Consider the following 12,533-nt stretch of genomic DNA (forward strand, 5'->3'; position numbering starts at 1 on the left):
AAACCATTATAATTATAAACTTCTTTATTTGTCAAGTAATTCTCTTTTAAATCGAAAATGTCAAATTTTGTTCATTCTTACTTTATGCATGTATATTTTTACATTTTTTTCCGAACAACTTTTTGTTTTCAGTTTCCTCCCTTTCCTTTTCTCTCCCAATTCCCGGCTTGTGGAAAACTTTTTACTTTTTAAAACCTTAACATTTATCCACAAGCTGAGAACAATTTTCGTTTCTCTTCTCATTTCCCACACCATTAATCACAACTTTTCCACAGTTCACAAGGTTGTTGATCGATTTTATCCACAGGAGAGTTAAGGTTGTGGAAACAACCCACAAACACCGCCAAAAAGCCTTTCCTGTTTTGATAATTATCCACATTTCCTTATGGATTTCATTTGCTTTCATAAAAATATACACAACCTTCTCGGACTTGTGGATAACTATAAACACACCTCTGTGAGCAGTTTATCAACAGGTGCAAACGTCTGTGGAAAACTTTTTGAAACCATGGTAGAATGTAACAGCACTCTTTCTGAAGGAGGTAAATCATGGACGAGCTCCAACAATTATGGAACTTTTTACAAGAGAAATTCCAACATTCTCTTTCCAAAGTGAGTTATGATACATGGATTCAAAGTGCACAGCCGATTCAATTGACCGATCGGACCATTATGATCGAAGTTCCTTCTACGCTACATAAGGAATATTGGCAGAATAACTTAGCCACCCGAACGGTCGAATTCTTATACGAATATTTTGGCCACGAGGTCTCCCCAATGTTTGTGACGCAAGAAGAACAAGCGGCGCAAGCAGCGACAGGTACTGCTGGATCTGACAACTCAGCGGTTGCAGACGGTGCCCAGATCTATTCTCCAAAATCGTCGCCTTTAAACGACAAATATACGTTTGACACATTTGTTATCGGTAAAGGCAACCAAATGGCACACGCGGCAGCACTCGTCGTGGCAGAAGAACCGGGAACCATCTACAATCCCCTCTTCTTCTACGGAGGCGTGGGTTTGGGAAAAACGCACTTGATGCACGCCATCGGCCATCAAATGCTCAGTTTGAACCCCGATGCCAAAGTTAAGTATGTTTCCAGCGAAACATTCGCCAATGACTTCATCAATTCCATTCAAAACCGAACCCAAGAACAGTTCCGGCGGGAATATCGGAGTGTGGATTTGTTGTTGGTCGATGACATTCAATTTTTTGCAGACAAAGAAGGAACACAGGAAGAGTTTTTCCACACCTTCAATGCGCTCTACGATGAACGCAAACAAATCGTCCTGACGAGCGATCGTCTGCCCAACGAGATCCCAAAACTCCAGGAACGTTTGGTTTCGCGGTTTGCCTGGGGGTTGTCGGTGGACATCACCCCTCCTGACTTGGAAACCCGGATTGCGATTTTGCGTAAAAAAGCCAACGCCGAACGCTTGGAAATTCCCAACGATACATTAAGCTATATCGCCGGGCAGATTGATTCCAACATTCGTGAATTAGAAGGTGCGTTGGTGCGGGTACAAGCGTATTCCGCCATCGAGCAGCGGGAAATCACCACCAGTTTGGCAGCGGACGCGTTGAAGAGCATGTTGCCGAACAGTCCGTCAAAAACTGTGACCATCAGCAGCATCCAACAAGCCGTCAGCAAGTATTACCAAGTGCCGGTCAGCGAGCTGAAAGGCAAAAAACGTGTACGATCCATTGTGATACCGCGGCAGATCGCCATGTATCTTTCAAGGGAAATGACCTCTTCTTCCCTGCCGAAGATTGGACAAGAATTTGGCGGAAAAGACCATACGACCGTCATCCATGCGCATGAAAAAATCGAGCAAGCGCTCAAAACAGATTCTCAGTTAAAAAAAGAGGTCAATGAAATCAAAAAGAACTTATCCTAGTGATAAGACAGCACGAAATAAAAAGGACAAGAAAAACAGCCGTGTCTGGCGACCCTTTTCTTGTCCTCTTTTCTTCTTTCATTTTTCAAATACCTGCTGCCTGTGCATAACCTGCTGTTTTGCGCACAATGTTTTGCACAAGTTGTGCACAAGTGGAAAACTTGGTGTCTATGCTGCTTTCCGTACTTATCCACAGTTTCCACATGCCCTACTACTACTACTATTTTTTAAACCATTACTATAAAAGAGCACGCTCAAGAAAAGGAATGGGAGAAAGGATACAAACAGGAGTGAAATAAAATTTCACCTTCATTTTAGGTGTTTTATAACAGATTGAAAACACTTTTTCAAAAATCCTTTGAAATCCGTACTCAATGGCCTTTTCTTTTGCTATACTAGAAGAGACAAAAACTGGAGGGAGATTCATGAAATTCACAATTAAACGAAGTGCGTTTCTGAAAAGCATGGCTGATGTGCAACTGGCCATCTCTTCACGCACAACTATCCCGATATTGACCGGTATTAAACTGACTGCCGATCCTGATGGGTTGACTCTGACAGGAAGTGATGCAGACATTTCCATCGAAACGTATTTATCGGCAGAGGATGAAGACAACGAACTGACGATTGAACAAACTGGGGCAATTGTTTTGCAGCCGGCACGTTTCTTCAGTGACATCGTCAAAAAATTACCAGATGAAAACTTTTCTTTGGAAGTGTTGGATCAGTTCCAAGTGGCCATCACCTCTGCGTCGTCTTCTTTCACCATCAACGGCCTGGATGCGAACCATTACCCGCGTCTGCCGGAAATCGACGCACAAGATCGGTTCATGCTGCCGGTGCGCTTGTTCAAACAAGTCATCAAGCAGACGGTCATCGCGGTATCCACGCATGAAAGCCGCCCGATTTTGACGGGTGTTCAGATGACCATCCAAGACAGCCAGCTGAAAGCCGTGGCAACGGACAGCCATCGCTTGAGCCGTCGTGTCATTCCTTTGGATGTGGAAAAAGACAAGCACTACAATATTGTCATCCCAGGAAAAAGTTTGACGGAACTTTCCCGTCTGTTGGACGACGACTTGGAAAACTTGGAAATGATCATCACCGAAAACCAAGTGTTGTTCAAAACCAAAGAGACATCGTTTTACACCCGTCTATTGGAGGGGAACTATCCGGACACGGACCGGTTGATTCCATCCAATACGGCCACTCAAGTCACTTTGGATGCCAATGTCCTGCTGGGTGCGGTAGAACGGGCCTCGTTGCTTTCCCATGAAGGAAAAAACAACGTAGTCAAGTTGACGGTGGAACCGGACTTTATTCAAATTTCCGGAAATTCTCCTGAGGTTGGAAAAGTGGAAGAGGAAGTCGCTTTCAACAATATTGAAGGCGAGCCTATCCAAATCGCATTCAACCCGGATTACATGAAAGCAGCGTTGAACGCATACGGACCGATGGAGATTTCCATCCAATTGGTCACTTCACTGCGGCCGTTCATCTTGGTTCCAGCAGATGACAGCAGAGATTTCATCCAATTGATCACCCCAATCCGCACTCCGGATTAAACAACGTGCTTTTTTAGGACTCTTCTTGAGGAAGGGTCCTTTTTTTATGCCAAAAGAAGAAAAAACAGCGGGCAGAATTTCTTCGATTTCGAAAAACGCCATATTTTTAGATTTGAGCGAATTTGAAGGCGAGGAAGGGGGAATATCGAAAAAGGAGCAAATGAGACGAGAAAGGCTAAAACCCTATAATAACTTGATAAAAAGTGAAATTTAAGGTATAATAATAAAGAAATAACGATGATACGCGTGGACGGACTGACTCCACGCTTATTTTATTGAGCAGCGACGATTATCATCGAAATAAAATAATGGATGACTGGCAGTCTGGGCGGGACTTGGATTGCTTTTCTATTTTATTGAGGAGACGAAAAAGTGGATAAAATCATTCAAATTGAAGAGGAGTACATCACACTTGGTCAATTTCTGAAATACGCAGACATTATTCAAAGCGGCGGCATGGCGCGGCCTTTTTTGGAAACGTATGTGGTGCTGGTGGACGGAGAAGAAGAACAGCGCCGGGGGAAAAAATTGTACCCCGGAACGGTCGTGGAAATTCCTGGAGAAGGACGGTTCCGTGTCGAATCGGCTGTCGGTGAGTCCACGGACGATTCAACGTACTGATGCTGCTTCAAAAAATTGAGCTGACCAATTACCGGAACTACAAGAAAGCATCTGCTGAGTTTTCTCCCGGCATCAATGTGTTCATCGGAGAAAATGCTCAGGGGAAAACCAACCTCATGGAAAGCATTTATGTGTTGGCAATGGCCAGAAGCCACCGTACCGCCAACGATCGGGAATTGATCAGTTGGAGTGAAGACTTCGCCAAAGTGACCGGAAGAGTGGAAAAGAGAAGCAGCACGTTTCCACTTGAAATTGTTGTGTCCAAAAAAGGAAAAAAAGCCAAATTGAACCATCTGGAACAAAAGAAATTGAGTGCCTATATCGGGCATTTGAACATCATTTTGTTTGCTCCGGAAGATTTGTCCATTGTAAAAGGCTCGCCTTCTGTGAGGCGGAAATTTTTAGACATGGAGATGGGACAGATGAGCGCAGTGTACCTGCATCATCTTGTTCAATACCAAAAAATCTTGAAACAACGGAACCATTACTTGAAGCAGCTCGCACAAAACAAGGGGCGGGGAGACCTGCTTTATTTGGATGTGCTGACCGAGCAGTTGGCGGCGGAAGGGGCCCAAGTGTTGAAAGACCGGTTCCGGTTCACCAAACGGCTTCAAGAATGGGCACGCCCGATTCACGCCGAAATCTCGCGGAATCAAGAAGAGTTGGAAATTGTGTATTCCTGCTCGATTCCGGTGGAGTCCAAAGAGGACGTGGAACAATTGTATCAAGACATGATGGACCAATACGCAAAAAATCGCCCTCGGGAACTGGAGCAAGGTACGACGGTATCGGGACCTCATCGAGACGATTTACGGTTTTATGTCAACAAAAAGAATGCGCAGACTTATGGCTCGCAAGGTCAGCAGCGGACCACTGCATTGAGCGTGAAGCTGGCTGAAATCGATTTGATGAAAGAGATGACCGGAGAATACCCGGTGCTGTTGCTGGATGACGTCTTATCCGAATTGGATGACGAGCGCCAGACTCATCTTTTGAAAGCCATTCAAGACAAAGTGCAGACCTTTTTGACGACAACCAGTTTAGATGGCGTGAAGCGAAATTTAATTGATCACCCAAGAGTTTTCCGCATTACAAGCGGTGAGATAGAAATGGAGAGTGAATGAATATGGCAGACGAATGGAACGTCAACCGTGCGGAATTGGCACAGACGTATGATGCCAGTCAAATTCAAGTGTTGGAAGGATTGGAAGCCGTCCGTAAACGTCCGGGAATGTATATCGGATCCACCAGTGGAGAAGGATTGCACCACCTGGTATGGGAAATTGTGGACAACTCCATCGATGAAGCAATGGCCGGCTTTGCTGACAATATCCAAGTCATCATCAATCCTGAAAACAGCATCACAGTAATCGACGACGGACGTGGAATTCCGGTCGATATTCAAGAAAAAACGGGCCGCCCGGCAGTAGAGACCGTGTTTACGGTTCTTCACGCAGGTGGGAAATTCGGAAGCGGCGGATACAAAGTTTCCGGAGGTCTGCACGGGGTAGGGTCTTCTGTTGTAAACGCCCTGTCCACCTATTTGGAAGTTCATGTGCACAAAAACGGGAAAATTTATGGCCAACGTTACGAAAAAGGTGCAGTTGTGACCGACCTAAAAATCCTCGGGGACACAGACCGTCACGGAACGACCGTCACATTTTTGCCGGACCCAGAAATTTTTACAGAGACAACCGTATTTGATTTCGAAAAATTGTCTGCGCGTATCCGGGAATTGGCTTTCTTGAACCGCGGGTTGAACATTTCCATCGAAGACCGCCGGAAAGACGAGCCGGAAAAACGGGAATACCACTACGAAGGCGGAATCAAGAGTTACGTTCAATATTTGAACCAAAACAAAGATGCGCTGTACCCAGAACCGATTTATTTGGAAGATGAACAAGACGGTATTTCAGTGGAAGTGGCGCTGCAACATACAGACGGATTCCACACCAACTTGATGAGTTTTGCCAACAACATCCATACCTATGAAGGCGGAATGCACGAATCCGGTTTTAAGACAGCTTTGACACGGATTGTGAACGATTATGCCCGCCGCAACAATTTGTTGAAAGAAAACGATGAAAATCTCAGCGGGGAAGACGTTCGTGAAGGCTTGACGGTTGTGTTGAGTATCAAACACCCGGACCCGCAGTTTGAAGGACAAACCAAAACCAAGTTGGGGAACTCTGAAGTCCGTACCATCACCGACCGGCTGTTCTCTGCACGTTTTGAGACGTTCCTGTTGGAAAATCCATCCATCGGGCGGAAGATCGTCGACAAGGGATTGTTGGCAGCTAAAGCGCGGATTGCCGCGAAGCGTGCCCGTGAAGTGACCCGGAAAAAAAGCGGGTTGGAAATCAGCAACCTGCCGGGGAAATTGGCGGACTGTTCCTCCCGCGACCCGGAAAAATCCGAATTGTTCATCGTTGAGGGAGACTCCGCGGGCGGTTCTGCCAAACAAGGCCGTTCCCGTCAGTTCCAAGCGATTTTGCCCATCCGCGGGAAAATCTTGAATGTGGAGAAAGCATCCATTGACCGGATTTTAGCCAACCAAGAGATTCGTTCGTTGTTTACAGCGATGGGAACCGGATTTGGTGAGGAATTCGATGTCGAAAAAGCACGGTACCACAAATTGATCATCATGACCGATGCGGACGTCGACGGTGCCCACATCCGTACGCTGCTTTTGACTTTGTTCTACCGTTACATGCGGCCGGTTGTGGAAGCAGGATTCTGCTACATCGCGCAGCCGCCGTTGTACCAAGTGAAACAAGGCAAAAAAGAAGTGTACTTGGATTCGGACGAGGAATTGCGGGAGTACTTGAAGCAAATTCCTGAATCACCGAAACCTTCCGTCCAACGTTACAAAGGTTTGGGAGAAATGGACGCGGAACAGTTGTGGGAAACGACAATGAACCCGGAAAACCGCCGCTTGCTGCAGGTCACTGTAGATGACGCGATTGAAGCGGACAAAGTGATGACCATGTTGATGGGCGAAAAAGTCGAACCACGAAGAGAGTTCATTGAAGGCAACGCGCAATACGTTGAAAACATCGACACGTAATAAAAAGGAACAGTGAAAACGTCAAGGCCCTGTCACCGGCTTCAGAGGCTGGTGCAGGGCTGGTTGTAGTGTGATTTACAGAGGGAGGAACACAGAAAAATGGCTGAGAATCAAGATGAACGGTTAGAAAAAGCCAATTTATCCACCGAAATGCGGAAATCGTTCTTGGATTATGCGATGAGTGTCATCGTATCCCGGGCGCTTCCAGATGTACGGGACGGCATGAAGCCGGTCCACCGCCGTATTTTATACGGAATGAACGAGTTGGGTGTCACGCCGGATAAAGCCTACAAAAAATCCGCCCGTATCGTCGGGGACGTCATGGGGAAATATCACCCACACGGAGACAGCGCGATTTATGACACTATGGTACGGATGGCGCAAGACTTCAGTTACCGCTATGAATTGGTGGACGGACACGGAAACTTCGGATCCGTGGACGGGGACGGTGCGGCAGCGATGCGGTACACCGAAGCCCGCATGAGCAAAATCGCGATGGAAATGTTGCGCGACATCAACAAAGACACTGTTGATTACCAGGACAACTACGATGGAAACGAACGTGAACCCGAAGTGCTTCCGGCACGTTTCCCTAACTTGTTGGTAAACGGAGCTTCAGGAATCGCTGTTGGGATGGCTACCAACATTCCTCCTCACAACTTGAGAGAAGTCATCGATGCGTTGAAAGTATTGATGGCGAATGAAGATGCGACCACAGCGGATTTGATGGAAGCTCTGCCTGGACCGGACTTCCCGACAGGCGCCACTGTGCTTGGAAAATCCGGCATTCGGAAAGCCTATGAAACGGGCCGCGGATCGATTATTTTGCGCGCGAAAGCCACCATTGAGCCGAACGCTTCGGGACGCGAACGCATCATTGTGCATGAAATCCCGTACATGGTCAACAAAGCCAAACTGGTGGAACGCATCGCCGAACTGGCGCGCGACAAACGGATTGAAGGCATCACCGACTTGAACGACGAATCTGACAGAGAAGGGATGCGCATCGTCATCGATGTACGCCGGGATGTATCGGCCAGCGTCGTGTTGAACAATTTGTACAAATTGACGCCGATGCAGACTTCTTTCGGTTTCAACATGTTGGCCATCGTCAACGGTGTGCCGAAGACATTGGGATTGAAAGAAATCTTGGTGGAATATTTGAAGCACCAAGAGATTGTCATTCGTAGACGGACGGCCTTCGACAAGCGGAAAGCCGAAGCGCGCGCCCACATCCTCGAAGGATTGCGCATCGCTTTGGACCACATCGATGCAGTGATCAACGTTATCCGCAGTTCCCAAACGGCAGATATTGCAAAAACAACGTTGATTGAACGGTTCGAACTGTCCGAACGCCAAGCGCAAGCCATCCTGGACATGCGGATGGTCCGTTTGACCGGTTTGGAAAGAGGGAAAATCGAAGAAGAATACCAAGGCTTGATGGAACTGATTGCTGACTTGGCGGATATTTTGGCCCGTCCAGAGCGGTTGAAACAAATCATCGCCGACGAATTGGATGAAATCCAAGAAAAATATGGGGACGAACGACGCACGGAATTGCTTGTCGGAGAAGCGCTCAGCTTGGAAGACGAAGATTTGATTGAAGAAGAAGAAATTGCCATCACATTGACCCGCAACGGGTACATGAAGCGCATGCCAAGTTCTGAATTCAAATCGCAAAACCGCGGCGGCCGCGGCGTGAAAGGAATGGACACCAACGAAGGCGACTTTGTGGAAACGTTGTTGACCTGCTCCACCCACGACATGCTGCTGTTCTTCACCAATACCGGAAAAGTGTACAAGGCCAAAGGATATGAGATTCCGGAATACGGCCGTACCGCGAAAGGCATACCGGCAATTAACTTCTTGAACATCAATGCGGAAGAAAAAATAGAAGCGATCATCGCCATGAAAGAACGTCCAAAAGAAGACGAGTACTTGTTCTTCACCACGCGTCAAGGAACGGTGAAACGCACCGAGTTGATGGAGTACGCCAATATCCGGACCAACGGCCTGAAAGCCATCACGTTGAAAGATGGCGACGAGCTAATCGATGTCACCGTGACAGACGGCAGCCAAACCATCATTATCGGGACGCGATTGGGTTACGCGGTCAGCTTTGAGGAAAATGCAGTCCGGAACATGGGACGTTCCGCTGCCGGAGTACGCGGAATCCGCCTGCGTGAAGACGATGAAGTCATCGGAATCGACACATTGCGTCCAAATTCTGAGGTATTGATTGTCACAGAAAATGGCTACGGCAAACGGACTTCCTCAGAAGAATACCCAATCCGCGGACGTGGAGGAAAAGGGGTCAAAACGGCAAACGTGACGGAGAAAAACGGTCCGCTTGTGGCGCTTGGCACGGTCGACGGCGACGAAGACATCATGCTGATGACCAATAATGGCATCCTTATCCGCTTTGACGTAGCAGATGTGTCCACCACCGGCCGCTCCACTCAAGGGGTCCGCTTGATCCGGATGGACGAAGGCGTGAAAGTGACCGCGGCCACGAAAGTCGAACGGGAAGAAGACGAAGACACCGTCGAATCCGTGGTTGAAGCAGAAATGAAATCCATCACGGCTGAAGACATGGACAACGAAACAGAACCAGACAACATCAACGACATTGAATCAGAAATTGAGTTGGACGTAGAAGGCGAACACGATTCGTTTGACGCCGATTCAGATTTGTAATGCACCGCTGATCGTCCGGCACCTTTCTGAAATGGAAGTGCCGGACGATTTTTTTCTGCTATAATCAGAAGTGACGATATAGCTAAGCAGGGAACTCCGAATGGGAGAGAAGAACTTGAAAAAATCACCGAGAAACAAAACCATCGATTTCAACTTAACAGAAGGGCACGAATACGCCGACCGCGTGGTAGATGCCCGAGAAGTCCAAGATTACAAAGATATGGTGGATAAAACCATCAACGGCGACACGTTTGAGACAGTGAAAAAAATTCCCGACCACACCATCGATTTGATTGTGGTGGATCCTCCTTACAACTTGTCTAAGAAGTACCATGGGCACACATTCGATAAGATGGACATGGAGGAGTACTCGTCTTTCACGCGGAAATGGCTGGAAGAAGCCAAACGGGTGCTGAAGCCGGAAGGAACCATCTACGTGTGCTGTGACTGGGAAACAAGTATGGTCATGGGACCGCTGGTGGGAGAGATTTTTCAGCTCAAAAACCGAATCACCTGGCAGCGGGAAAAAGGGCGCGGCGCAAAAACGAATTGGAAAAACAGCATGGAAGACATTTGGTATGCCACTCAGTCGGACCGGTATACATTCAATTTGGATGAGGTGAAGATGCGCCGAAAAGTATTGGCGCCGTACCGGGATGCCGGAAAACCAAAAGACTGGCAGGAAAGTGAAAAAGGGAACTACCGGGACACCAGTCCGTCCAACTTTTGGGACGACATCACCATTCCTTTTTGGTCGATGCCGGAAAACACCGCCCATCCCACCCAAAAGCCTGAAAAATTGATTGCTAAACTCATCCTGGCCAGTTCTAATCCAGGCGACACGGTGTTGGATTTGTTTTTAGGTTCCGGCACCACCAGTGTCACGGCCAAAAAATTGGACCGGCACTATATCGGGATTGAGCAAAACCCGCTTTATTGCGCTTGGGCTGAGTACCGTCTGGAGAAGGCGGAAAACGACCGGATGATACAAGGATATGCGGACGGGGTGTTTTGGGAACGGAACACATTAGCCGCTCAAAAAACAGAGAGGACAAAGAAACAGGAATCATAAAAAAACACTTGCGATTTTCCGTTGCAAGTGATAGTATTATTAGACGTGAGTAATCTAAAATATAGATGCTCTCCTTGCTCTTTTAGAGATAAAAGGGCCAAAGTCCACAAGGAGGTGACAGTCGAAAATGAGTCAATCAGCTAAATACGAAATCCTATACATTATCCGTCCTGACATGGAAGAAGCAGCTAAAAACGCTTTGGTAGAACGTTTTGATGCGATTCTTACAGACAACGGTGCTGAGATCTCTGAATCGAAAGACTGGTCTAAACGCCGTTTTGCGTATGAAATCAAAGGTTACCGTGAAGGAATTTATCACTTGGTAAAATTGAGCGCAAACAATGCGGAAGCGATCAACGAATTCGAACGCTTGGCACGTATCAACGATGACATTTTGCGTCACATGATCGTTCGCGAAGACGTTTAATCAGCAGAAACAGCAGCCTTTTGAGTAAGGCATCGAAATATTTGTGCAAGTAGGAAAAGTTTCTTTTTCTAACCAGTTTAAGAATGTTTCACGTGAAACATTTTGTGGAAGGAGCGGAAAAGATTGATTAATAATGTTGTGTTGGTAGGAAGACTTACCCGAGACATCGAATTGCGTTACACAGCGAACGGGACCGCAGTAGGCAGCTTCAGCGTAGCCGTTGACCGTCCGTTCACGAACCAACAAGGAGAACGAGACACAGATTTCATTAACTGTGTTGCTTGGAGAAAAACCGCTGAAACTTTGGCGAATTTTACTCGCAAAGGCTCTCTTATTGGAGTGCAGGGCCGTATTCAAACTCGGAACTACACGAACGCAAACGGACAAAAGGTGTACGTAACAGAAGTTGTCTGTGAGAACTACTCGCTGTTGGAACCAAAATCTGTGACTGAACGCCGTATTCAATCGGGCGATTCCTCAGATACCAGTGGTTATTCAAACAATTCTGGTTCGTACCAACAAAACTCATATAACAACCAAAACCAAGCTCCTGGAAATCAAAACTTCCCGAACTTCGATAACGATCCGTTTGAAAAAACAAGCGATCCAATCGATATCTCGGATGATGACTTGCCGTTTTAAGTTCAAGGATAGAAGGAGGATAAAAACATGGCTCAACGCAGAGGCGGAAGAAAACGTCGGAAAGTCGATTTCTTCGCAGCAAACCACATCGAGCACATCGATTACAAAGATGTTGACCTCTTGAAACGTTTCATTTCTGAAAGAGGAAAAATCTTGCCACGTCGTGTGACAGGCACTTACGCTAAAAACCAACGTAAATTGACTAAAGCAGTCAAACGTGCACGTATCATGGGCTTGCTGCCATTCGTAGTAGAAGAATAAAATGATACAAAATTTATATGGCTCTATGTCAAATAGTGTTGGTGAGTCTTTTGAGAGGACAAAGTGATCACTCACTTTGTCCTCTTTTGTTAAACTGCGTCTTCCTCTTCGAAGGTCAATGCTCTTGGCGGATGGGTGGGAGCTGTCAACTGATAACTGATCAAAATTCTGGCACGTAAATTGTAAAAGTTCCGGTACCCGTATCCTGAACGCTTGATATTCTTGATTTTATTGTTCATGCCTTCAATCGCCCCATTCGAGAGGGTGTAAGTAAACGCGTGC

At 46.8% G+C, this 12,533-nt stretch carries 12 protein-coding genes; 11 read left to right on the forward strand and 1 reads right to left on the reverse strand.

Annotation, left to right across the window (positions count from 1 at the left end):
- Nucleotides 1-549: 549 nt before the first annotated feature.
- The 11 genes from dnaA to rpsR all read left to right on the forward strand — a co-directional run bounded on the left by dnaA (nt 550) and on the right by rpsR (nt 12,251).
- On the forward strand, nt 550-1,899 hold the full coding sequence (gene dnaA, locus G470_RS0105250; protein ID WP_028273923.1) for a chromosomal replication initiator protein DnaA: 1,350 nt from the start codon (nt 550-552) through the stop codon (nt 1,897-1,899).
- 425 nt (nt 1,900-2,324) lie between these two features.
- Complete coding sequence (dnaN, locus tag G470_RS0105255; RefSeq protein WP_028273924.1) at nt 2,325-3,464, forward strand: DNA polymerase III subunit beta; 1,140 nt, start codon at nt 2,325-2,327, stop codon at nt 3,462-3,464.
- A gap of 46 nt (nt 3,465-3,510) precedes the next feature.
- Nucleotides 3,511-3,678 (forward strand): hypothetical protein, encoded by a 168-nt coding sequence (locus G470_RS14380; RefSeq protein ID WP_156907956.1) that lies wholly within the window; start codon nt 3,511-3,513, stop codon nt 3,676-3,678.
- Between the two features lie 158 nt (nt 3,679-3,836).
- A complete protein-coding gene (yaaA, locus tag G470_RS0105265) occupies nt 3,837-4,085 on the forward strand; it encodes a S4 domain-containing protein YaaA (RefSeq protein ID WP_028273925.1) in 249 nt (82 codons plus the stop codon).
- On the forward strand, nt 4,085-5,209 hold the full coding sequence (gene recF / locus G470_RS0105270) for a DNA replication/repair protein RecF (RefSeq protein ID WP_028273926.1): 1,125 nt from the start codon (nt 4,085-4,087) through the stop codon (nt 5,207-5,209). Before yaaA ends, recF begins: the two co-directional genes overlap by 1 nt.
- A 2-nt stretch (nt 5,210-5,211) precedes the next feature.
- Complete coding sequence (gyrB, locus tag G470_RS0105275) at nt 5,212-7,152, forward strand: DNA topoisomerase (ATP-hydrolyzing) subunit B (protein ID WP_028273927.1); 1,941 nt, start codon at nt 5,212-5,214, stop codon at nt 7,150-7,152.
- Between the two features lie 99 nt (nt 7,153-7,251).
- Nucleotides 7,252-9,849, forward strand: a complete 2,598-nt coding sequence (gene gyrA / locus G470_RS0105280) for a DNA gyrase subunit A (protein ID WP_028273928.1) — start codon at nt 7,252-7,254, stop codon at nt 9,847-9,849.
- A gap of 100 nt (nt 9,850-9,949) precedes the next feature.
- Entirely contained in the window at nt 9,950-10,921 is a 972-nt protein-coding gene (locus G470_RS0105285) for a DNA-methyltransferase (RefSeq protein ID WP_028273929.1), read from the forward strand.
- Nucleotides 10,922-11,048: 127 nt separating this feature from the next.
- Complete coding sequence (gene rpsF / locus G470_RS0105290) at nt 11,049-11,348, forward strand: 30S ribosomal protein S6 (protein WP_028273930.1); 300 nt, start codon at nt 11,049-11,051, stop codon at nt 11,346-11,348.
- Nucleotides 11,349-11,471: 123 nt separating this feature from the next.
- Nucleotides 11,472-11,990 (forward strand): single-stranded DNA-binding protein, encoded by a 519-nt coding sequence (gene ssb / locus G470_RS0105295; RefSeq protein WP_028273931.1) that lies wholly within the window; start codon nt 11,472-11,474, stop codon nt 11,988-11,990.
- A gap of 27 nt (nt 11,991-12,017) precedes the next feature.
- Nucleotides 12,018-12,251, forward strand: coding sequence for a 30S ribosomal protein S18 (gene rpsR, locus G470_RS0105300; RefSeq protein ID WP_028273932.1), 234 nt, complete (start codon nt 12,018-12,020; stop codon nt 12,249-12,251).
- An 89-nt stretch (nt 12,252-12,340) separates the two neighbouring features.
- Here the strand turns inward: rpsR and G470_RS12770 are convergent.
- On the reverse strand, nt 12,341-12,533 hold a 193-nt coding region (locus G470_RS12770), incomplete at its 5' end, for an ISL3 family transposase (protein WP_035445140.1).

Origin of the sequence: Atopococcus tabaci DSM 17538 (genome assembly GCF_000429585.1) — a bacterium.
GTDB classification, from domain to species: Bacteria; Bacillota; Bacilli; order Lactobacillales; family Carnobacteriaceae_A; genus Atopococcus; species Atopococcus tabaci.

What these genes read in the sequence shown, in the direction of transcription:
- G470_RS0105285 (WP_028273929.1), top strand. Translation starts at nt 9,950, where the DNA reads ATGGGAGAGAAGAACTTGAAAAAATCACCGAGAAACAAAACCATCGAT.
- dnaN (WP_028273924.1), top strand. Translation starts at nt 2,325, where the DNA reads ATGAAATTCACAATTAAACGAAGTGCGTTTCTGAAAAGCATGGCTGAT.
- rpsR (WP_028273932.1), top strand. Translation starts at nt 12,018, where the DNA reads ATGGCTCAACGCAGAGGCGGAAGAAAACGTCGGAAAGTCGATTTCTTC.
- recF (WP_028273926.1), top strand. Translation starts at nt 4,085, where the DNA reads ATGCTGCTTCAAAAAATTGAGCTGACCAATTACCGGAACTACAAGAAA.
- dnaA (WP_028273923.1), top strand. Translation starts at nt 550, where the DNA reads ATGGACGAGCTCCAACAATTATGGAACTTTTTACAAGAGAAATTCCAA.
- G470_RS14380 (WP_156907956.1), top strand. Translation starts at nt 3,511, where the DNA reads ATGCCAAAAGAAGAAAAAACAGCGGGCAGAATTTCTTCGATTTCGAAA.
- gyrB (WP_028273927.1), top strand. Translation starts at nt 5,212, where the DNA reads ATGGCAGACGAATGGAACGTCAACCGTGCGGAATTGGCACAGACGTAT.
- gyrA (WP_028273928.1), top strand. Translation starts at nt 7,252, where the DNA reads ATGGCTGAGAATCAAGATGAACGGTTAGAAAAAGCCAATTTATCCACC.
- rpsF (WP_028273930.1), top strand. Translation starts at nt 11,049, where the DNA reads ATGAGTCAATCAGCTAAATACGAAATCCTATACATTATCCGTCCTGAC.